The organism is uncultured Rothia sp. (assembly GCF_916049665.1).
Lineage (GTDB): Bacteria > Actinomycetota > Actinomycetes > Actinomycetales > Micrococcaceae > Rothia.
Map to the genome: position 1 here is coordinate 1 of NZ_CAJZIE010000039.1, position 22173 is coordinate 22173.

At 60.6% G+C, this 22173-nt stretch carries 18 protein-coding genes and 1 pseudogene; 8 read left to right on the forward strand and 11 right to left on the reverse strand.

Going from position 1 to position 22173, the window contains the following annotated elements:
• A partial coding sequence (locus QZ540_RS05110; RefSeq protein WP_294628226.1) for a hypothetical protein occupies window positions 1-257 on the forward strand: 257 nt, incomplete at its 5' end.
• Window positions 258-616: 359 nt separating this feature from the next.
• The gene (locus QZ540_RS05115) at window positions 617-1165 is read left to right on the forward strand and encodes a DUF6609 family protein (protein ID WP_294628228.1); all 549 of its coding nucleotides are present in this window, start codon (window positions 617-619) and stop codon (window positions 1163-1165) included.
• Window positions 1166-1241: 76 nt separating this feature from the next.
• Here the strand turns inward: QZ540_RS05115 and QZ540_RS05120 are convergent, their stop codons facing one another.
• Window positions 1242-2651 carry a chloride channel protein gene (locus tag QZ540_RS05120; RefSeq protein ID WP_294628230.1) on the reverse strand — a complete coding sequence of 470 codons (1410 nt, stop codon included), beginning with the start codon at window positions 2649-2651 and terminating at the stop codon, window positions 1242-1244.
• 332 nt (window positions 2652-2983) lie between these two features.
• Here QZ540_RS05120 and proC point away from each other — a divergent pair, with 332 nt between their 5' ends.
• Window positions 2984-3829 (forward strand): pyrroline-5-carboxylate reductase, encoded by an 846-nt coding sequence (proC, locus tag QZ540_RS05125; RefSeq protein ID WP_294628232.1) that lies wholly within the window; start codon window positions 2984-2986, stop codon window positions 3827-3829.
• 170 nt (window positions 3830-3999) lie between these two features.
• Here proC and QZ540_RS05130 read toward each other — a convergent pair whose 3' ends face one another.
• Window positions 4000-4662, reverse strand: coding sequence for a TrkA family potassium uptake protein (locus QZ540_RS05130; RefSeq protein ID WP_005504725.1), 663 nt, complete (start codon window positions 4660-4662; stop codon window positions 4000-4002).
• Window positions 4655-6280 (reverse strand): TrkH family potassium uptake protein, encoded by a 1626-nt coding sequence (locus tag QZ540_RS05135; protein ID WP_294628234.1) that lies wholly within the window; start codon window positions 6278-6280, stop codon window positions 4655-4657. Before QZ540_RS05135 ends, QZ540_RS05130 begins: the two co-directional genes overlap by 8 nt.
• A 434-nt stretch (window positions 6281-6714) precedes the next feature.
• Here QZ540_RS05135 and QZ540_RS05140 point away from each other — a divergent pair, with 434 nt between their 5' ends.
• The 4 genes from QZ540_RS05140 to QZ540_RS05155 all read left to right on the forward strand — a co-directional run bounded on the left by QZ540_RS05140 (window position 6715) and on the right by QZ540_RS05155 (window position 11308).
• A complete protein-coding gene (locus QZ540_RS05140) occupies window positions 6715-7974 on the forward strand; it encodes a metalloregulator ArsR/SmtB family transcription factor (protein WP_294628235.1) in 1260 nt (419 codons plus the stop codon).
• 92 nt (window positions 7975-8066) lie between these two features.
• Window positions 8067-10127: a FadR/GntR family transcriptional regulator gene (locus QZ540_RS05145; protein WP_294628236.1), complete on the forward strand. Its 2061-nt coding sequence runs from the start codon at window positions 8067-8069 to the stop codon at window positions 10125-10127.
• Window positions 10128-10390: 263 nt separating this feature from the next.
• A complete protein-coding gene (locus tag QZ540_RS05150) occupies window positions 10391-10489 on the forward strand; it encodes a 30S ribosomal protein bS22 (protein WP_005504750.1) in 99 nt (32 codons plus the stop codon).
• Between the two features lie 129 nt (window positions 10490-10618).
• Window positions 10619-11308: a histidine phosphatase family protein gene (locus QZ540_RS05155; protein ID WP_294628237.1), complete on the forward strand. Its 690-nt coding sequence runs from the start codon at window positions 10619-10621 to the stop codon at window positions 11306-11308.
• A 136-nt stretch (window positions 11309-11444) separates the two neighbouring features.
• Here QZ540_RS05155 and QZ540_RS05160 read toward each other — a convergent pair whose 3' ends face one another.
• From QZ540_RS05160 to gluQRS, 6 genes are all read right to left on the reverse strand, one after another.
• Window positions 11445-11858 carry a PLD nuclease N-terminal domain-containing protein gene (locus tag QZ540_RS05160; RefSeq protein ID WP_294628238.1) on the reverse strand — a complete coding sequence of 138 codons (414 nt, stop codon included), beginning with the start codon at window positions 11856-11858 and terminating at the stop codon, window positions 11445-11447.
• Window positions 11859-12037: 179 nt separating this feature from the next.
• Window positions 12038-12952, reverse strand: coding sequence for a 1,4-dihydroxy-2-naphthoate polyprenyltransferase (locus QZ540_RS05165; RefSeq protein WP_294628239.1), 915 nt, complete (start codon window positions 12950-12952; stop codon window positions 12038-12040).
• Between the two features lie 110 nt (window positions 12953-13062).
• Complete coding sequence (locus QZ540_RS05170) at window positions 13063-14448, reverse strand: AMP-binding protein (RefSeq protein WP_294628240.1); 1386 nt, start codon at window positions 14446-14448, stop codon at window positions 13063-13065.
• A 195-nt stretch (window positions 14449-14643) separates the two neighbouring features.
• The gene (locus tag QZ540_RS05175; RefSeq protein WP_070737789.1) at window positions 14644-15597 is read right to left on the reverse strand and encodes a 1,4-dihydroxy-2-naphthoyl-CoA synthase; all 954 of its coding nucleotides are present in this window, start codon (window positions 15595-15597) and stop codon (window positions 14644-14646) included.
• Between the two features lie 163 nt (window positions 15598-15760).
• The gene (gene putP / locus QZ540_RS05180; RefSeq protein WP_294628241.1) at window positions 15761-17248 is read right to left on the reverse strand and encodes a sodium/proline symporter PutP; all 1488 of its coding nucleotides are present in this window, start codon (window positions 17246-17248) and stop codon (window positions 15761-15763) included.
• 381 nt (window positions 17249-17629) lie between these two features.
• Entirely contained in the window at window positions 17630-18670 is a 1041-nt protein-coding gene (gene gluQRS, locus QZ540_RS05185) for a tRNA glutamyl-Q(34) synthetase GluQRS (protein ID WP_294628242.1), read from the reverse strand.
• Window positions 18671-18936: 266 nt separating this feature from the next.
• On the opposite strand from gluQRS, the gene QZ540_RS05190 reads away from it, so the two are divergent.
• Window positions 18937-19845 carry an MBL fold metallo-hydrolase gene (locus QZ540_RS05190; protein ID WP_049341038.1) on the forward strand — a complete coding sequence of 303 codons (909 nt, stop codon included), beginning with the start codon at window positions 18937-18939 and terminating at the stop codon, window positions 19843-19845.
• Window positions 19846-19964: 119 nt separating this feature from the next.
• Here QZ540_RS05190 and QZ540_RS05195 read toward each other — a convergent pair whose 3' ends face one another.
• Together QZ540_RS05195 and QZ540_RS05200 are read right to left on the reverse strand one after the other, a co-directional pair.
• Window positions 19965-20984 carry a glycosyltransferase gene (locus QZ540_RS05195; protein ID WP_294628243.1) on the reverse strand — a complete coding sequence of 340 codons (1020 nt, stop codon included), beginning with the start codon at window positions 20982-20984 and terminating at the stop codon, window positions 19965-19967.
• 280 nt (window positions 20985-21264) lie between these two features.
• A pseudogene (locus tag QZ540_RS05200) lies at window positions 21265-22173 on the reverse strand (2-succinyl-5-enolpyruvyl-6-hydroxy-3-cyclohexene-1-carboxylic-acid synthase); the annotation flags it as partial.

The following is a 22173-nucleotide window of genomic DNA, read 5'->3' on the forward strand; positions in this document are numbered from 1 at the left end:
GATATGCGATGGTAGATGAAGAATATGCTGCTCTGGTTAATGTCCCTAAAATATGGAGAAAAGATAAGTGGTATATTCCTCCTGTAAAGATTCTAATGTCTGCAACTCCATATACTCTTCTTGAAAAGTTTAATAAGGAAGGAATCCCCTATGGTTCTTATTTGGATGGGGTATTTGAAATTGATGCTAAGAATCATGAAAATAAAGAACCGTCGTCTCAGGATAAAGCTGCTTCAGATAAGAAAGGTAAGAACTGATTTGCTTGGATGGCTTCGGTCTTTCCGAGTGCATGCATTGAGAATTTATCCCTCCAGAATTTGTGCCATAGTTTAGCGTCTTCTGCCATGGTTTTTAACTACGACCAAAGAGGCTAACCTATGGCACAACTTTCAGTGCAGCATGGCATGCTAAAACAAGAACGGCCCCGGACGCGCACGCATCCGGGGCCGCCTCCTCGTTTCTTAGGGGGATTTTATTGCCATCTTGATACAATTTCAGAGGATGTAAATACATGCAGAAGGATTGGAGTATATTGATATATGGCAGAACTTTTTCACAATAAAATTTAGTAGCGCGACAAGAGAAATAATTTTACGAGAGACTATTGGAGGAATCGATGGCTTTTCTAAGCTATAGCAAAGACGAAAAGTTAGAATTTAACTATAAGAGGGCCTGCGGGTTGTGGCTAATTGTGGTGGCGGCGGTTATCGCAATAGCCACCATGGCCGGAGGAAAACAAATAATAAACATGCAAGTATTCAGCATCGGCTACGTCGTCAGCTTTTTCTCAATCAACATGAATAAAAAGGTGCTGAATAGACTATCCGATGGCCCTTCGAGTGAATTTCAAAATAAAGTATCTTCACGTGCCGTTATTCTATTATTTGTTTTGATGTTTTTGCTGGGCGGCCCATTCTTCGCAACTGAAAATTGGAGATTGATTTGGCTGGGGGCACTGATGGCAACCGCGCTACATTTCTTCCCGTACTATTTTGTGCATGGAAAGTCAATGATATACCTGGGTCTTGCCTGTGCCATTAACGTGTTTGCAGGATATATTTTTACCGACATTCCGTTAGAGGTAATCGCATATATTGACGCGGCGATTAAGCTCATCTTCGGAATTTATCTACTATTCCTTTCAAAGCCGTCAAAGCAAATTTAAGACAGCTCTTCGGCACAGCAAAACAGGGCGGCCCCGGACGCACACGCATCCGGGGCCGCCCCCCTACTTCTGAAAGCTACTTCTTAGAGCCGAACACTCGCGTCCACGCCCAGTGGGTCAGCACCGCCGTACCCACCGCAACCGCCATCGGCAGCCACGCACTCGCACCCTGACCCGTAAAACCAATCAACAACGTCAACGCAGACAGCGGCGCATTCATCGAAATACCCAAAAACGCCGCCGTACCCGTCAGCGCCGCCGCATACAGCACCATCGACGCGCCACCCGGCACCCCGTCCAAAGCCGGGAACGCCCACAGTACCAGCGCCGCCACACAAAACGCGGCCGCCGCACCCAACGCCAAACCAGGCGTCAACGTACCACCATACGAACCCGAACGCAGACTCAACAGCACCACGGCAGCCTTCGCCACACACAACGCCAACACATATACTGCCGCCGCCGCAGACAAGCCGCCCGCCGCCGCATCCAGCGACACATTAAACGTGTGCTGAGTCAGCAGACGACCATTACCCAGAATCTCCGGAAGCCACAGCGAAACCACCGCGACCAGCACAAACGCCACCGGAATACGCCACAACAGAGAACGGTCCTTCGCCTTAATCTTCTCCGCACGCTGCGACAGCGCCCTAAAACCCAACGCCAGCGGAGCCAACACCACACCCGTCAACGCCGCAACCGTCAGCGTCGTCGCATCCAACGGAAGCTGCGGCACCGGGTAGGTCGGCGCATTCGAAATCACCAGATTCGCCGTGACCGTCGCCGTCCACACCGTTACCGCACCCACATACAGCGACCACAGGCTCAAACCCGCAGCCATCGCCTCCACAAGGTACACCAGGCCACCAACCGGCACCTGATACACCGCCGCCAAACCGGACGCCGCACCCGCCGCCACCAGTAGACGACGCTCACGATCACCCAGTAGCGGCGAACCATCCGGGCGAGTGCCACCAATGCGCTCCAGTAGGCGCGCGCACCGACCCGCAGCCAGGGCGCCCAGCTCACGCGGTGCGACCTCCTTACCCACCGGGGAACCCGCACCCACCGCAACAATCTGAATGACCGAATGCGAAATCTGCCGCCACAGCGACGGTGCGCGATCCTCCTCGGTAGCACCGGCAATCTGCGACTTCACGCCAACCACGCGCCGACCGCCCGACTGCAGGTAATACCAAACCAGCGCCACGAACGGGCCCAACGCCGCGAGCACCAGCGCACGACGCGCCGGGTCGGCACCGTCAGTGACCATCGGGTGATGACCCTCAGAATGACCAAACGCTAGCTCCTGCATAAAGTCCAGAACATAGTGCAAGGCAATCGCGCCCAAACCGCTGAATACGCCCGTGACCAGTGCGGCAAGAGTCAGCCCCAGCAGGAGGCGAAACGAAAAAGAACGGGAACCCGCAGGAATCTGCGGGCTATCAGAGGAAGAACTCGAGGAAGAACCAGTATGAGAAGACATAGAAAAGGGGTTTTGTGTGTTGCGTGCTGTGTGGTGTTGGAGGCTCCATACCCGGCGAAAATCGCCGCAGCTGAAGCCGATTTAATTCTACGCCCGCACTATTTGCCCTCCCAGCGGTGTGCCAAAGATTGAGAGACGAAACGGCACAGCAGGGGAAGGCGCCCCGGAGAACGCACCCCAGAAAAGCGCATACAGAAAAGCACATGAGGCACGAGCCAGGTCACACGCCCCTCGCCGCACCCGCTATGCTGGAAGGGTACGCCTCCACGCGCCCGCCGCACACCGTGCAAAGTAGCCGCCGGGCGCAGGCACCCCACTCGGAAGGATCAACGATGACCGCAACTATTGCTTTTCTCGGCACCGGCTCCATGAACGGCTCCATCGCCGCGGGTCTGCTCGCCGCAGGCCACGACCCCGCCCACATCCGCGCCACCGTGCGTAGCGAAGAATCCCGCGCCGCCCTCGCCCAGCGCCTCGGCGACAAGGTAGAAATCATCACCACCGGCGGCGAAGCTGACGGCAACCACAAGGCAACCGCCCACGCGGACGTCGTGTTGCTCGGCGTGAAGCCCTACGGCATTGTCGAGCTCGCCCGCGATATTGCGCCCGCCCTCGCCCCGAACGCCGTCGTGGTGTCCGTGGCCGCTGGCGTGACCCTCGAAACCCTCGCAGAGTGCCTTCCCGCAGGTCAGCCCATTGTTCGTTGCATGCCGAACACCCCCTCCTCCGTGGGCAAGGGCGTGCTCGCCATCTCCACCACCGACACCGTGAAGGACGAACAGAAGAAGCTCGTCGAAGAGGTCCTGGGCACCGTCGGCACGGTCGTTGAGGTTCGCGAAGACCAGATGGATGCGGTCACCGCCGTCTCCGGCTCCGGCCCGGCATACGCGTTCCTGCTCGCGGAGGCGATGGCAGCCGCCGGCGAAAAGCTCGGCCTGGACGCAGACACCGCCCTCAAGCTCGCCAGCGCAACCGTTGCCGGCGCGGGCTACCTGCTCGACACCAACCCGGATGCGCCCGCCCTGCGCCGCGCGGTGACCAGCCCGAACGGCACCACCGAGCGTGCGCTGAACACCTTTGTTGATGGTGGCCTCTTCCAGCTGACCGAGGAAGCGATGCGCGCCTGCGCGGCACGTTCGGCGGAAATGAGCAAGCTGTACACCGCTGACGAGGACTAATACCGTCTGGTAGTATCCCTCTGACTAGGTGAAACTACAGAAAAACAGCCTCCTCCCGGCAGAACGGGAAGAGGCTGTTTTTCTATGTCTATTTGCAGGTTCCTCAATCGCGGGCTCCTCAAAACGAGCAGAGCTGGGGAAGATAACCGCCGCAGCGAGGAAAAGTGCTTTTAGGGTCGCGCCGCAAAACGCTCAATCAGGTCCACCTGACCGGACACAATCAGAATGTCACGCGAGTGAATGCGGGTGGTCGCATCCGCGTAGGTGAAGTCCTCACCGGGGGACTTGATACCGACCACGGACACGCCGTACTTGGAACGGATATCCGACTCCGCCAGGGTGAAACCGTGGGTCTCCTTCGGCGGGCGCATCTTCGCAATCGCGAAGTCGTCATCAAACTCAATGTAATCCAGCAGTCGACCCGAGACCAGGTGCGCGGCGCGGCGGCCGGCGTCCGCCTCCGGGTAGACCACGTGGTGCGCACCAATACGCTCCAGGATTTTGCCGTGCGCGGGGGTGATAGCCTTCGCCCAAATACGCTCCACACCAATGTCCACGAGGTTCGCGGTAATCAGCACGGACGCCTCAACGGAGGTGCCCACACCCACCACAGCGGACCCAAAATCGTCCGCACCCAACTGGTGCAGGGTGTCGATATCGGTCGCATCGGCGGAGACCACGTGGGTCAGCACGCCGGACCACTTCTGCACCAGCTCGGGGTCCTTCTCAATGGCGAGAACCTCCTTATTCTGCAGGCGTAGCTGGGCGGCGACCGCGGAGCCGAAGCGGCCCAAACCAATCACGAGGACGGGGGCGTTATGTGCACTAGCCAATGGTGGGCCTTTCTTCGGGGAACTTGTAGAGGCGGCGGCGTGAACGCAGCGCCAGGCCGGTTGCGGCGGTTGTGGTGCCCACACGGCCAATGAGCATCAGGCCACTGAGCACGTAGATACCCGCCGGCGGCAGGCTGGAGGAGAGGCCATTCGAGAGGCCGCAGGTCGCGAAGGCGGAGATAACCTCGAAAATGACTTCTTTGAGGTCCGCGCCGCTAATAATCAGAATCGACGCGGCGCCAACACCTACCACGGTAGCACCCATAACAATCACGGAGATAGCAATGCGCAGGGAAGATTCGGGGATGGTGCGGTTGAACGCGACGACCTTCTGATCGCCTCGCGCCTCGGCAAGAATGGACAGGGCAATCACGGCGATGGTCGTGACCTTCACGCCACCCGCGGTCGAGCCGGAGCCGCCGCCAATGAACATGAGCATGTCCGTCAGTAGCGTGGAGACGGGGGTAATGCTGCTCATGTCGACCAGATTGAAGCCGCCCGAACGCATCATGACGGAGGCAAAAATGGCATTCAGAACCTTGTCACCCGCAGAGTAGTCGCCGATAGTGGCGGGGTTATTCCACTCGAAGAGACCCCAGAAGAACGCGCCAAAGGCGAAGAAAAACAGGGTCGTGACGGTGGTCAGCTTCGCGGTGAGCGACCAGTGGCTGGGGCGGAAAGGATGATGCTGAATCGCAATGAAAACGGGGAAACCGAGCGAGCCCAAGAACACCGCAACGCAGATGGGCACGAGCAAGAAAAGGTCGTGACCGTAGGGCACGATGCCGTCCGAGTGCGGGGTGAACCCGGCGTTATTGAACGCCGAGATGGAGTAGAAGATGCTGTGCCAAATCGCCTGGAACGGGTCTTCGCCCAGGGTGAGGAAGCGCGGAATCAGCACGAGGGCAATAATCGCCTCGATGGAGAACGAGGCGTAGGAGACGCTCTTGATGATGCCACCGACCTCACCGAGGCGGCTGATATTCAGGTCTTCCTGCGCAATGAGCTTAGTGCGCAGACCCATCTTACGGCCGATAGCCAGCGCCAGCAGCGAAGTAATCGTCAGAGTACCCAGACCACCCACCTGGCACGCCACCAGAATCATTGCCTGCCCAAAAGTAGACCACTGCTCGGCGGTGGAGACGGTAGTCAGACCGGTAACAGTCACCGCGCTCGTAGAGGTAAAGAACGCGTGGTGGAAGGGCGCGGGCTGCCCATCGTTAGAAGAGATAGGCAACAGCAGGGTAAGCGTGAAGAAGATGATGACCAGGAAGAACGCCGTAATCGCGGTACGCGAAGGGGACGCAAGCACGGTCACGTCAATGAAGTCGCGGAACCGTTCGAGGGTCTGCAGATTGAAGCCAATGGGCGCACGCTTGCGCTGAGCCTCGGAGTCCTCGCTGGCGTGGTCGCGCAGGGCGGGCAGGCGGTCAAGATCAATACCGGGCACACTCGTGAGGATGCTCAGGTTCTCTGCCTCGAGGCGGTCGCGTCGGCTACGGCGAACCTGCTGCTTCTGCGGCATGGAGGTAGTGCCGCTGAGGGTGTCCCAGCGGCGGTTGAGCTGGCCCTGGGGGTGGTGATGTCGGCGCCGGGTGCGGCGGATTATGCGTCCCATGCGCCTCCTTCATGTTGTGCCTGGGTGTTGGGCGTGGGGTGCCCGAGGAATGGTGGTTTGTGCGCGGCGGTTTTTGCCTGTTTTAACGCCTTCTAGTGTATCGCGCCGGGTGCCTTGAGAGGGGGTAGGGTGTTGATCGCTGGACGCTCAATGTGTGAGCTGGGTAAGGACGCGTGGGCGGTTTTTCGTGTGAGCCACAGAAAAGCATATATTCTCTTTGTGGTATATATTCGGTGGCGGGTTGAAAAGCTGGCGTATGCTCATCGTGTGATACAGCTATATACCGTCTAATGTGATGGACACTTCATGCTTTTATCCCCTTCAATGCTTCATTTTGAGCTAGCGTTCAGGAGTCTTTCAGAATTTTTGAAGGTAATTTCTGTATCAGCCTCATTCTAAGCTTGAGGCGCCTCTTTATATGTCATAATCGCTATATGCATTCTGATGTTTTTTCTGTCATCGCGGATCCGACTCGCCGCCGAATTGTGCGTATTCTCGCTGAGCAAACCCACACGGTGGGTGCTGTGGTTGAAAAGCTGGGCATGAGCCAACCGACCATTTCGAAGCACCTGAAAGTCCTTCGCGATGCAGATGTGGTCTCCGTGACCGTGGAGGGGCAGCGTCGCCTCTACTCCCTGAACCCGGATGTATTCGCCACCGTTACCGAGTGGATTAACGAGACCGTTCAGATTGCACGCCAGTCCAGTCGGGCGCATGTGCCCGTGGCGCTACCCGGTGGGGCTACCGCGCCCGCCGATAACAAGGTTGCGGATAAGGCTCCCGAGAAGGCTGTTGCCGAGAAGCCCGCTGTTGAGAAGGTGGCGGCTGAGAAGCCCGCCGCTGAGACCGAGAAGAAGGAACCGGAGGCTTCCTCCACTGAGGCGCCCGAACCCATCGCCGTTGAGGCTCCCTCCGCTGAGGAAATTGAGCAGGCTCGTATTCAGCGTGCCCGCGCCCAGTACCTGACCCCGAGCGCACGCATCTACTCGCGTCCGGCGGAACACGCTTCCGAAACCGCCACCTCCGAGGCAGCTACTTCTGCATCCGCTGAGAAGGCTGAACCCGTCGCACCCGCTGCAACCGAAGAGGTTGTGGAGCGTACCCCGATGCGCCCCTTTACTCCCGCATCCTATGGCTACGATGTGGGGGCTACCCCCGCGGCGTCCGCAACTCCCGCTCAGCCTGCCGCACCCGCTGAGGCGAAGCCTGCCGCGACCAAGCCCGTTGAAGCGAAGCCCGCTGTGGTTGAGGAGCCCGTGGTGACTGCTCAGCCTGTCGCTGTGTCTTACGGTATTGACCCGGCTGCGGTTGTGGGCGGTTCGATTCAGCCTATTGCGGTGACCCCCGAAGCTCCTGCTGCCGAGGAGTCCACTGCGGCTGAGAAGGCTGTTGATGAAAAGCCTGCGGAAAAGCCCGCTGAGAAGCCCGCGGAAAAGGCTGAGGAGAAGACCTCGGTTGAAGAAACCGTAGCTGTTGAGAAGCCTGCAGTTGAAGAATCTGCCTCCGAGAAGGCCGCTGTAGAAGAGTCTGACAAGGCTGAAAGCAAGTCTGATACTTCCTCTGAGGAGACCGAGTACCAGACCATGCCCGCCTACGATTCGGTGTACCGCCCCAGCACTGAGACGACCAGCGCTGAGGCGAAGGATAACCACCGCGGTGGTCTCTTCGGCTTCCTGCGTGGCCGCCGCCGCTAGGGCGTGCCCTGACGTTGTTCAACCTCCGGCATCACTCTGTATAAAGCACACACACTCTCACTCACTTTTATCTAACCGAAAGACGCATTCACGTGGCTATTCATCGTAAAATTCTGCGCTGGCTTGAGAACGAACTGTTCGAGGGCAATATTCAGCTGGGTCAGGACCTGCCCAACGATAGCGAAATTGCGCGCGCTATTGGTGTGGGTCGTTCCCGCACCCGCGAGGCTCTGCGCACCCTGGAAGATATGGATCTGGTGCAGCTGTACAACGGCCGCGGCAAGGAGATCCTGGTGCACCTGAGCGATGAGCCTGCCGCCGCTGCGAGTGCCGCTCTGCGCCTGCACATGTCCAGCTCGCGTTACCCGACTCGTGACCTGGTGCAGACCCGTATTCTGCTGGAGAGCTGGGCGATTGCGCGTATTGACCCGAAGACTGCCTCCTTCGCGGAGATGGATGAGGTCTTGGCGCAGATGGAAGACTTCGACCTGTCGATTCGTGACTTCTTGGAACTTCTGCTGACGTTCCACCACCAGGTGATGCGTTGCGCCGGCAATGAGCTGCTGGTGGGTCTGCTCGCGTCGGTGCGTCAGCCGAGCTTTGAGTCGATGCTGTCGCTGGTGGGTCGTATGCCGCTGTGGAGCAGCGCTGTGGAGCGTCTGCGTGCTGAGAGCCGCGCTATTGCGGAGGCGCTGAAGGCGGGCGACGCTGCGACTGCTCGCGCCATGGTGATTGGCCAGTTGCGCGGCATGTATGCCGATGCCGGTATTGACCTGGAGCAGGAGGCGACCTCAGCGAATGGTCTGCCGGGTGAGCCGATTGCGTCTGAGTTTGCGCCGGTTGACGTGGATGAGTTCGCCGCAGATGACTTTGATGATTTGCTGCAGGACGACCCGTCCTTCGCTGATGCGGAGGCTCTGCCCGCCGCGGATGCGCCCGTTGCGGCACCCGCTTCTGCGGTGCCCGCTTCGGAACCTGATCAGGCTTCTGCACAGTCTTCTGCCGTGGAGTACACGGTACCTGAGGGCGATATCGTCTACATTGAGGAGACCGTTTCTGAGGCTCCTGCGGAGCATGTCGATGAGCCTGCCGAGGTTCCTTCTGCCTCTGATGCTTCTGACAAGGCAGAACATGTCGTTCCCGTACCCTCTCAGCCTGCCCCTGCTGCGGCTCCCGCAGCCCCCGCTCAGCCTGCTGCCGCTCAGCCTGCTGCCGCTCAGCCTGCTGCTCATTCGGTGAGCGCGGATGTGCCGCTGAGCTTCGGCACCCCGCGCGGCTTCAGCCCGTCTGCTCAGGCTACCCCGGCTGCTTCGGCGGCTCCGGTATCTGGCGCCCAGACCCTCAATTCGCAGACTCCCAGCGGTCAGCTGCCGAGCGTCCCTGCCGCCTACGCGCAGGAAGAGGCGGAGGGCCCCGCGAAGGTTCTGCGCGCCTCCACGGCGGCTCCGCGTCGCCGTAGCGGCCAGATCGTTTCCCCGGTGCGTGCGACCATCATTAAGCCGGTGGATCGTAGCCAGGTGCTGACTGCGCCTGCCCGTACCGCGCGTCCTGCGGCTGTTGCGGCGCCTGCTGAGTCTGCGTCTTCTGAGAAGGTTCTGCGTGCCCCGGCGCGTCCAGAGGAGCCCGCCGTTCAGCCTGCTGAGCCTACCCGTCTTGAGGCGGCAGCGACCATCCACGACACCTATGAGAAGCTTCCTCACGAGGAGCCGGTGCAGGAGCGCCGCGGCATCTTCTCGAAGATGAAGCGTTTCTTCGGCGTGGACGTGTACGAGCCTGAGCACGATGAAGCCCAGGAGAGCCCTGAGAAGGAGCAGGCTGTGAAGGAGCAGGCTGTGAAGGCTGGAACAAAGCCTGAGCCCCAGCCTGACCCTCAGCCTGTCATTGACGAGGAGGCGCTGGCTCGTGCTGAGGCTGAGCGTGCTGAGCGTTTGAAGGCGCTGCACGCGGCGGCTGAGGAGAGCACCGCTGAAGAGGTTTCTGTAGAAGAGCCGGTTGAAGAACCCGCTGAAGCTTCTGAGCCTGCGCAGGAATCGGCTGATGCCGCCTCCCCGGCTGAGGAAAGCACTTCTGAGGGTGCTGTAGCTTCTTCCGGTTCGGTGCTGTCTCATGGCCGCGGTAAGGGCTCGAAGAAGTCGAAGAAGAAGCGCCGTTAGGGTTACTGAATCCCCATTTTGGCCCCGATATACCCCGGATATACCCGTGGGAAATGCGGATTTTCAGGGAAAAACTCCTGAAAAGCGGCTCTCGAATGGTGAAAATGGGGGTAAACCTAGTACTCTAGGTAGGTAGCGCTCTAAAACGCAAGGGTATTTCTGTGCCTAAAATGCGTTTTGGATCGGTTATACCGGTATAAATATCCCCGGGTAGCTACCGAGTCGAATGGCTCGGCCGGGTACGAGTAAAGTGAGGAAATCCTATGGGTTCCGTTATCAAGAAGCGCCGCAAGCGTATGTCCAAGAAGAAGCACCGCAAGCTGCTTCGTAAGACCCGCCACCAGCGCCGCAACAAGAAGTAAATAGACTTCTTTCGCCCCGCCCTCCGCTTGGAGAGGCGGGGTTTTTGCGTCCCTGCTGCCCTGCGTTTCTATAGAGCTTGTGCGGGCCGCCTGTTTGGGGTGGGGCGCGCTATCTGAGAGACTGGGATTATGACTGAAACTTCCACCATTAAAGTTCACCTCATGCGTCACGGCGAGGTGCACAACCCCGAGCGTATCGTGTACGGCCGTCTGCCCGGTTACCGCCTGTCGGATAAGGGTCAGCAGATGGTGCGTCTGAGCGCTGAGGAGTTCGCCGCTCGTGCTGAGCGAGGCGCCCGTTTCGTGCACCTGGTTTGCTCGCCGCTGCAGCGTACCCGCGAGTCTGCCGCCCCGGTTGAGGAGCTGCTGGGCCTGACCGCGCAGCCGGATGAGCGCCTCATCGAGGCGGATAACTACTTTGAGGGTCTGCACGTGAACGCGCAGGAGCTGCTGCAGAACCCGCGTCACTGGACGAAGCTGTACAACCCGGCGCGCCCCTCCTGGGGTGAGTCGTACCTGGATCAGGTGCGCCGTATGGCGGCGGCTGTTCAGGATGCGGCGCGTACCGCCTACGAGCGCGGCGGCGAGGGCGCGGAGGCGATCATCGTCTCGCACCAGCTGCCGATTTGGATTACTCGCCTGGGCGTTGAGGGCCGCATGTTGCAGCATGACCCGCGCGCCCGTGAGTGCAACCTGGCGTCAATTACGACTCTGGCGTTTAGCACCACTGATTTTGAGCATGAGATGCCGCGTTTTGTGGGGTATTCGGAGCCTGCCGCGCCGCTGTACGGCGGTGTGATTCAGCTGCCCGGCAGCTAAACACCCTGTGGCTAATTTATGAGGCTTTTGTGCATAGAGAATTTGTGCATAGAGAAGAGGCTGTGAGCCCATCCGCATTGGATGTGCCCACAGCCTCTTGCTGTAAACCTTAGGGGCGCGAGCCTCGCCACCCTGACTAGTTCTGCCCGCCGCCCTGATTCGGGGTGCCGTCCTCGGGGTTCTTGTGCTCGGGGTCTTGCTTGTTGTTTGATTCTGCCTCGCGGCTGCGGCGTTCGCGTTCTGCTTTTGCTTTGAGCCAGCGCAGGTACTCTTCATCGTCGTCGGGGGAAGAGACCGAGGGCGCCGGGGTACCGCGTCGCTGACCGAAACCGGCGCGAGGAGTGCCTGCTGCGGGCTGTGCCTTGGGGCGGCCCAGGATGAGCCACATGATGGGGCCTACCACGGGGAAGAGCAGGGTGACGAGAACCCACAGCCACTTGGGCAGGGTGCGCGCCTCGTGTGCGGGGGTGCGGACGGCGTCCAAGAGGGTGTAGAGGGTCAGACCCACGATGAGGGCGGCGCCGCCAATAATCAGCATGGCTCGAATCATAAGCACTACTATGACATACCGCCGCGTTATCGTGGAACTATGAACTGGGTGCCCGCTAGCGGCTTAACGGTACGGCTTAACGGCGGGGCGTCATGGCGCGCTGAGCTACGACGCGAACCGGCACAGTACAAGCCGGCGCAGATCCGGCGCAGATTCGTACGTCGGCTTAGTAGCCGGTCTTAGTAGCCGGTGAACACCTGAACTTCGTGGCTAATAATATCCAGCGAGCCCAGCCACACGGCGAGGGCAAGAATAACCGAGTACACGAGTGCCACAATACCCGCCTGCTTGAGCACGGGAATCAGGTCGCGGCCGCCGCGCGTCCACACGGTCACGCAGGAGTGGATGGTCGGGCCGACCAGCAGGAAGATCAGCAGGAACCAGGGGTTCTCATCGAGCAGGAGCACGCCCAGGCCCAGTGCCAGCGCCATCTCCACGATGTAGGTGATGCACGACCAGCGTTCACCCAGGCGGACCGCCATGGTCAGTTTGCCCGCCTCAATGTCGGTGGGGATGTCACGCACGTTATTCGCCATGAGCAGCGCACAGGAAATCAGGCCGATGCCGATAGCGCCGACCCAGCCGAGCAGGGTCAGGGTGTGCGCCTGAGTGTAGAGGGTGCCTAGGGTTGCGACCAGACCAAAGTAGACGAAGACGAACACGTCACCCAGACCCATGTAGCCGTAGGGGTGCTTGCCGCCGGTGTAGCCCCACGCCGCGAAGACGCTGGAGGCGCCAATCGCCAGGAACCACCACTGGTTCGCCAGCGCCACCAGGGCAAGACCGGCGAGCATCGCCAGGCCGAAGCAACCGAAGGCGGCGTACTTGACGGAGCGGGGGCTAGCTACGCCGGAACCGACGAGGCGCAGCGGGCCCACGCGGTCTTCGTCGGTGCCCTTGATGCCGTCGGAGTAGTCGTTGGCGTAGTTCACGCCCACCTGCAGGAAGAACGCGACGAGGAACGCCAAGAACGCGTAGAGCGGCTTGAATTCGTTGACCTCGTAGGCGGCAGCTGAACCGGCAATAATGGGGGCGACGGCGAGCGGCAGGGTGCGCAGGCGAGCGCCTTCAATCCATTGGGCGGCAGTTGCCACGGGGGTTCCTTCCGGGTCTAAGTGCGTATGATGCGTGGGTGTCGTGATGCGAGGGCCAGGGCGTGTGGGCGGCTGCGTGCGCGAGGTTGAACCCTGCGGATGCGCCTGCTTTAGCCCTGACGATAGTCTCTGTCCAGGATACTGTATATTTCTGCGCGGTCCGGCTTGCCGGTGCTGGTGAGCGGGAAATCCGGCAGGATGCTCAGCTGCTTGGGTGCGGCGGGCGCGCCGAGCTTTTCGGCGCAGCGGGCACGGAGCAGGGCGCAGAGTTCCTCGTTCAGGGCGGCGCTATTCTCAGCAGATGTAGCAGCAGAGGGTACCAGCGCGGAGGGCACGAGCGTGACCGCGGCGGCTATGGCGGTGCCCCAGCGTGCATCGGGCAGACCGACCACGCAGGCTTCGCGTACAGCGGGGTGCTCTTCGAGGACGGTTGCCACGGCGCGGGCGGAGATTTTCACGCCTCCGCTGATGAGCACGTCGTCGCTGCGGCCAAGCACCTGCAGGCGCTGCTCGCTACAGTTCTCGTTGCTGTCGGGAGCCGCTACAGGGCTCAGCAGCCCGTAGTCGTCGGTGCGGTACCAGCGGGTACCGTCCGCGGCGGTGAAGAAGTGCTCGGCGGTGCGGGCGGTATCGCCAATGTAGCCGCTGGCGAGGTGCGCGCCGCTAATCCAAATACGACCCACCTGCACAGACTCATCATGCTCATCATGCGCCAGCTTCCCGCCGATATTCGGCACGGAGGGCATGCTCTCTTCAGGCACGAGCTCAACCCGTACGCCGGGCAGCACGGAGCCGGAGTAGACGCATCCGCCCGCGGTTTCGGCACTACCGTAGGTGGTCACCGTATTCAGACCCAGCGCGGAGGCGGCGGCGAGCAGGTCGGCGCTGGCGGGGGCGCCTCCGAGCAGGATTCCGGTGAAGGAGCCGAGCGCCTCGTGAATTTCAGCGCCCAGGTGCGGGTCGGCGTCCGCGCTTTCGAGGAGCTTATGCAGCTGGGTGGGTACCAGGGAAATAAACCGGCGTGCCGAGCTTATCTGCTCAACCGCCTGCAGGAAAACCTCGGGGCTAAAATGCACCGGCTCGGTTACGGAGCGGGCAATCACCGGAGCGGTACCTGCGAGTATGGAACGGGCGAGCACCTGCGCGCCGGCAATATAGTGTGCCGGAAGAGCCAGGAGCCACTGCGAGGTGACATTCGCGTTCGTCTCAAAAAAGTTCTCAGTGGCTGCCGCGCTGGCGGCAAGAGCCCGCGCGGTCAGTGCGGTGCGTTTAGGGGTTCCGGTTGAGCCGGAGGTACCTACCACCAGGGCAACAGGCTCAGCTACCTCTGCACTTTCAGCATCCAGCGCGTACCCACCCAGCAGTTGCTCAAAGGCACCCAGCATGGCGTGCGGGTCGGCGGGCTGGTCGGCGCGCACCTGAACCGCCTGCGGGTGCAGGGCAGCCTCCTGCGGGGCGGGGGAGGGTGCGAGCCCGGGTACGGGGGTGTTCATCATGGAAAATCCTTAGCGGCTGGCTATAGCGGCTGCGTTCGTCGGGGTGTTATCCGCCAGGGCATGTTATATGCCGGGGTGGGGGGGGAAAGACGCGGCATCAAATGCGCCGGAGCCGGATTCTTAGCTGAGGTTCTCAGGGTTGAATCCGGCTCCGAGCCTATGCATCTGAAACTACTTCTGCAGAGGGACTGTCTCTTAGAAGTAGTACGGGTAGTTGGACCAGTCCGGGTCACGCTTCTGCAGGAACGCGTCGCGGCCCTCCACGGCCTCGTCGGTCATGTACGCCATGCGGGTTGCCTCGCCGGCGAAGACCTGCTGGCCGAGCATGCCGTCGTCGGGCAGGTTGAAGGCGTACTTGAGCATGCGGATTGCCTGCGGGGACTGGCGGGCGATGTGCGCCGCGTATTCCAGGCCCTTGTTCTCGAGCTCTGCGTGGGGGACTACGTCGTTGACCGCGCCCATTTCGTACATGCGCTGTGCGTCGTATTCCTTGGCGAGGAAGAAGATTTCGCGGGCGAACTTCTGACCCACCTGGCGTGCGAGCAGCGCCGAACCGTAGCCTGCGTCGAAGGAGCCGACGGTTGCGTCGGTCTGCTTGAACTTGCCGTACTCTTCGGAGGCGATGGTCAGATCGGCAACCACGTGCAGGGAGTGGCCGCCGCCTGCAGCCCAACCGGAGACCAGGGCGATAACGACCTTGGGCATGGTGCGGATGAGGCGCTGCACTTCCAGGATGTGCAGTCGGCCCGCACGTGCCGGGTCGATGCTTTCTGCGGTCTCGCCGCTGGCGTAGTGGTAGCCGTCGCGGCCGCGGATGCGCTGGTCGCCGCCGGAGCAGAATGCCCAGCCGCCGTCCTTGGCGGAGGGGCCGTTGCCGGTGAGCAGCACGGTGCCCACGTTGGAGGTCATGCGTGCGTGGTCGAGGGCACGGTAGAGTTCGTCCACGGTGTGCGGGCGGAATGCGTTGCGGACCTCGGGGCGGTCGAATGCGATGCGCACGGTAGGCAGATCGCGTACGATTTCGCCGTTTTCGTCGCGCTGAACCTGGCGGTGGTAGGTGATGTCGGTGAAGTCTTCGAAGCCTTCGACGACGCGCCAGTCGGCGGGGTTGAAGATGTCCGAGACCTTTTCGGGAAGTTGTGCAGTCATAGACCCTATTCTACGTTGCCCGCGGTGCGGTCGAGTGAGTGGAGCGGGCGCCCGGTATAGCGAATCAGGTTGTCGGGCATAGAAGAAGGCCCGGACCGCGTGTGTGCGGCCCGGGCCTTAGAGGCTGGGTAAGAATCCTTACCCTGCTTTCGTTATGCGTAGGTTACTTGACCTTAGCCAGCTCTACTGCGCGGTCGAACTCTTCGTCGATGGTTTCGTTCTTCTTGTAAGTCATCAGGGAGACGATGATTGCGATCAGCAGCGCCGAAGCGAAGCCGGGAACCATTTCGTAGAGCACGGACTTCAGCGGGCTCTGGCCCCATGCGAATGCCACAACGGCACCGGTAATCATGGAGGCGAGTGCACCCTGGGTGGTCAGCTTACGCCAGTAGAGGGAGAGCAGAACGGTCGGGCCGAATGCCGAACCGAAGCCCGCCCACGCGAATGCGACCAGCTGCAGAATGGAGCTGTTCGGGTTCCACGCCAGGGCACCGGCGACCACTGCCACGATTGCCACGCCTGCACGGCCGAGCCACAGGGACTTGGAAGCGCTGAGCTTCTTCGAGGAGAAGATACCGTAGAGGTCCTCCACCAGAGCGGAGGAGCACACAATCAGCTGCGAGGAGAGGGTGGACATAATTGCCGCCAGAACCGCCGCCAGAATCAGACCGGCGATGAAGGGGTGGAAGAGGATCTGTGCGAGGTCCAGGAACACGGATTCTGCGGTTTCGGGGTTGGTGAGGGACGCCTCGGGGTGGCGTGCAAAGTATGCGATGCCCATGAACGCGCCGCTCAGTGCGCCGAACACGGTCAGGACCATCCAGCTGATACCGATGCGGCGACCGGACTTAGCGTCTGCGGGGGTGCGCATCGCCATGAATCGCACGATAATGTGCGGCTGGCCGAAGTAGCCCAGACCCCATGCGAGGGACGAAACAATACCGGCGAAGGTGGTGCCTGCGAAGATGCTCAGCGCGTCGGGGCGTACCTGGCTGATGGACTCAACCACGGGGCCCACGCCGCCGAGGTCAATGATGGTGATGACCGGAACGGCGATCAGCGCTGCGAGCATGAGCAGACCCTGAACCATGTCGGTGTAGGATGCGCCCATGAAGCCGCCGAAGAGCGTGTAGAACACGGTGATGCCTGCCAGCAGGAGCATACCGGTGTGGTATTCCTGACCGAAGGAGGACTTGAAGAACAGACCGCCGGACACCATGCCGGAGGAGACGTAGAAGGTGAAGAACACCAGAATCACGACACCGGAGACGATGCGCAGCACGCGCTTGGTGTCCTTGAGACGGTTGCTCAGGAAGACGGGGACGGTCACGGCGTCGCCTGCTACTTCGGTGTAGCTACGCAGTCGCGGTGCCACGAACTTCCAGTTGCACCATGCGCCGATTGTCAGGCCGACGGCGAGCCACGCCTGGGAGAGGCCGCTGAGGTAGACGGCGCCGGGCAGACCCATGAGGAGCCAACCGGACATGTCGGATGCGCCAGCCGAGAGTGCGGCGACGGTGGGGGAGAGCTGTCGCCCGCCCAACACATAGTCGTCAAGACTGTTGTTTTTGCTATTTGCCCATAGGCCGATTGCGATCATGGCAACAAAATAAATCGCCAGCGCGATGACCTGGTATGTACTCGCGGCCATAATGTTCCTTCTCTCCTGGTGATAGTGTGCGCCTGTGTGTATTTATGCGCTACCCCATAACTTTATGAGTGGCATAGGATACAGTCTAGGCTCTGAAGGGCTGAAAATAAAGTCTATTTGACGCTAAAGAGCGCGAGTCTATGGAATAAATATGTATTTGCTGTGTAAATCCTATGGTCGTACACGTGGGGTGCTGTGGGAGCATGTGCGAAAAAGTGCCCGAAAAACCCCTGAAATTCAGGGTTTCGGGCACTTCGGTGCAAGAGATGCAGTTTAAAAGCAACGCAAACGATCAGAGCCGTATGCATCTGAAACGAATTAAACGAAAAATTTAAAAGCCGTTCGGAGTGTTGAACTGTTACACAACAATGTCACAGAGGCTTAGAGATCCCTCACAACCCACGGCTCAGTAGCCATACGAGCCGGGTCAAAACGCTCTAAAATCGCCGCCGCATTGGGCACCGGGACGTCCGCAGAATGGGCAGAGCCATCAGCGTCGTACACCGGAATAGACGCGGCAATCCACCCCAAAATCGTCGGAATCTCAACGCCCGCCTCACGCAACTGCGGCAGAGTCACCGCACCGTCACGCTTCGCCAGACGCTTACCCTCCTCGTTCAGTGCCAGCGGCACGTGAGCGTAACGCGGCTGCGCCAACCCCAAAAGCTGCGCCAAATACGACTGGCGGGGCGCAGAAGGCAACAGATCATCGCCGCGCACAATCTGCTCAACCCCCACAAAGGCGTCATCCACCACGGAGGTCAGGTTGTAGGCGTAGGTGCCGTCATTACGCACCAGCACAAAATCATCCACCAGACCGGTGTAGGTACCGTAAAAATCATCCTGCACGGTGTAGCTCGTGCACTCGGCGCGCAGGCGCAGAGCCGGCGGACGCTGGGCGCGGCGCTCCTCCCGCTGCTCCTCGCTCAGCCCGCGGCAAGTACCCGGGTATGCGCCCGGGGCACCGTGCGGGGCGCTTGACGCCTCCTGAATTTCGCGGCGAGTACAGAAACACTCGTAGACGAGTCCCGCCTCGCGCAGCTGTGCAACCGCCTGCTCGTAGGCGGCAAGGCGCGTGCTCTGATACAGTACGCCCGCTTCCTTACCCTCGGTGCTCTCGGATCCCTCGACGCGCTCTGCTGAGGCGCCGGGGCTCGCATCCCAATCCAGGCCCAGAGCCGCCAAATCAGCAATCTGGCGTTCCGCCGCGCCCGGGCGCACACGATCCAAATCCTCCACGCGCAGGTAGAAGGGCTTGCCGCCGCGGCGCGCCATCGCCCACGCCAAAATAGCGGTACGCAAATTGCCCAGATGCAAGTCCCCCGAGGGGGAGGGGGCGTAGCGTCCGGTGCCGCTGGGGAACGGCTGTGCCGAAGTATGAGCGGCTGAGGCGCTAGAAGAAGAGCTGGAGGAAGAAGTCATACTCCTATCCTATAGGGCGTGAATTTCTGGTTCCTGCTCAGCGCCTCGCTGACTCCTAACCGGCGCTGGACTAGCAGGAGGAACGCGCTATCCGGCTAATCAATCTGTGGAGGTTGTCAAGCATCACGTATCAGTTGTCCGTAGAGGTGGAATTGTGCAGAATGATGCACTTTTATTGCCTTAGTCGTGTGCGATAGTGCAAAAATATGTTCCCTAGAAGGCGGAATAACCCCGCAAGCACCAAAAATTACAGTAGGGTTGTATCTATGGCTCGTACTATTGAACTCGCAGACGGTGTGTACCGCATTGCGACCGATAACTACCGACTGAACACCGGACTGGTCCTCGGACTGGAACGGGCACTTGTCGTGGATACCGGCGCAGGTCCCCGTCAGGCAACCGAAATTTATGATGAGGTTCGCCGTCTCACGCGCCTTCCTATCACCGTCGTAAACACTCACGGACACTATGAGCGCTTCTTCGGTAACGATGTTTTCGCGGCAATGGGTGCCGAAGAATTCTGGGCGCATCCTCGCGCCGCGCGTGCAATTCGTAAATACGGTGAGGCGCAGCGTCCCTACGTCGAGACGCTCGAACCGGAAATGGCGCACCACCAGGGTGCAGCCACCGATATTATTGTCCCCAACCGCCTGGTCGCCAACAGCGGTGACGGCATTACCTTTACCCCCATTGACCTGGGTGAGCGTAGCGCAACCCTCATGTACATGGGTCCCGGCCACACCGACGGCGACATTCTGGTCGGCATTGAAGATGTGCTCTTCATGGGCGGTCTGATTGAAGAGGGTACCGACCCCTACTTTGAGGATTCTTTCCCCGACCGTTGGATCGATACCCTCGGTGCTGTGCTCGAATTTGATCGCTACCGCGTGTTCGTGCCCGGTAACGGTGAGCCGGTGGACCGCACCTTCGTGGAGCGTGAACGTAACACCATGGTGACCGCTATTGAGTCGATTCGTTCCTCCACTCTGGACCGTGAGGATGAAGCAACTACCGCGGCAATGTATAAGTTGCCGTATGCGCCGGGTGCGACTCGCTTCCTGCTGGATCGATTGGCTCAGCTTGAGAACGCGCCGGTGGCGGCATACCTCGATTCGGAGCACCCGGATACCAGTGGTTTCACGGGTCCGATTACTCTGGGTCAGGCATCGTACTAAACCCCGTATGCAATATGCCTCATGGGGCATAAATGCAGGTGAGGGCTGGTTTCTGTGATAGAAACCAGCCCTCACCTTTTATATACCCTCAGCTGTTTACCTTCAGCGAGGTGACGTTTTTAGCGCTGAACGTACTGGGCGCGCATTGCCTCGCAATCAGCCTTCAGGGAGGCAGGCACTTCGCCCATTGCCTCGCACAGCTGAACGAAACGGTGGCGCCAATCCAGATGCTGCAGCGCCTGACGGATCTGCTGTTCACCCTGCGCCGGGGTCCAGCGGGAGACAGCCTCGGCAACCTGTGCGAGGCCCGCCCGTGCATCCGCGTGATCAATGTCGATGGTCGCGCCATCCCAAAGAATCTCGCGTACGGTGGTCGTGTTCGGAACCTTGCCGACCACAGTCACACCCGAAGCCAGCGCATCGGTCCAGCGGCCGGTAATGTACTCCTTGGTCGGGTGAGTGTACGGCGCCGGGCTCACAGAGGTGGAGAACGCCAGCAGGAACTTCGCACGGTTCAGCGAATCCTGCAGGTGCTGAGCCGACTCGCGATCGTTCGCACCGAAGGGCGGGCGGCCCTCAAAGCTCAGACCCAGCTCACCGGCAAGGGCGGCGGTCGCCTCGTCATCCTCGTAGGCGGCGGGCTGACGACCCACACGCAGCAGGTCGGTGCTCTTCGAGCCCAGCGTTGCCAGACGGTCGTTGAACTTGCTCCACACGTCCGCACCCCAGGGCAGAACACCGGGGGCCTTCACGCCCGCGGCAGTCCAGGGCTGAACGTCGTCAACATCCGCAACGAAAATGCGGTCGTAGGTGGAGGACTTAGCCACCGCGGGAATACGGTCATCCCAGAAGCTATCAATCACCCAGCCGTAAATCGCACCGTAGCGGCGGAACGCGAAGGAACGCTGCGAAATGGCGTAGAGCTGACCGGGATCAGACGCAATCACCAGGCAACGCTTAGAGCCACTCTTAATGCGGGGCAGGCGTGCCAGAAGTTTGGTTTCCTTGCTGAGGGATGCGCCCACATCTACGGTGTGGACGGTGCCGCCGGTGTAGCGGGCGAGAAGCTCCGCCATGGCGTGTACGGGAACCCAACCGGCTCCGGAGGGGACGGCAACAATAATATCGAGTGAGCTCATGAGAATCCTTGCGGCTACGCCCGCCGCGTGCACCGGGCTCACCGGGGTAAAACCCCTGGTCGAGCGCGGTATGCGTTAGCGGTGAGAGCGTGAATGTCAATAGATGATAGATAGGGTGCCTTGCGTCAGCAGGCGCGCGGGAAAACGCGAAGGTGGCGGCGAGTGAAACCGCTACGACCGGCTAACTTTTAGAGCCACGGAAGGCTACGGCACGGATAGTTTTCAGTATATCGGTCAACTCCGCGCGCGGGGGCATAGCCCACAGCCTTTGTATGCGGCTTTAGGGTGTGTGAATGCGCACCTCAATGCCGGATTCGGTACCGAAACCGGCAGCCATGCGCGCCAGATCAGTGTTCGGGGCGGCAGCCACCGTGAAGAAACGGTCCACAGCGGCGGTGAACTGCGGCTGACGAGCCATATCACCGTGTTCAAGGGTCGTGAAAATACCGCCGCCGGCATCGTCGAAGACCTCAACGCGCAGTTCGGGAAGGAGCTCCGTGCTCGGCAGGTTCAGCGAGGACACATCGTGCTGGAAGGTCAGGTCACCGCACAGCAGGGTCACCGGCAGGGCGGCACCACCAACGACCGGGCGGGAGTTCTCATCAACGCCGGCGGGGTAGTAGCCCGACAGGGACACACCAATAGCGGTCGCAATCGTGCCGTCAATACCGGCAAGACCGCGGTTGGCAAACACGCGCGCGGGGGCGGGCTCGCCCAGTGCGGGGGCTGCCGCGTCCAGATCACGCACCAGGTTCGATGAACCCAGCACCATGAGGCGGCGCTGAGCTACCGCGTCCTTCCAGACGCGGCGCGCGTAGGAGCGGCCGGCGGTGCGGTTGCGGTAATCGGTGTAGTCTACAGAGCCTGCAGAATCAGAGTGCTCGTAGGCGGCAATGGCGCGCAGGCACTCATCCTGCAGCTCGCGGGCGGGCTCAACCCACTGATCCAGCCAGCTGAGTCCGTCAACGAGTTCATCAGCGGGCACAGTGGAGGCGCACGCAAACTCGGCAAGCTCATGCGGGGTAGATAGCTCCACGAAGGAGCGGGCGCCCGGCTCGTACCAGCTGGCGCGGCGAGGGGCGTAGAAAGCGCACTGAATATCCGTGCGTTCGAGCAGCGCCGTAATCGGGCGTGAGAGCGTCGGGTGGCCGAAGAGCACCACACGCTCAATCTGTGCCGCGGGCGCGAA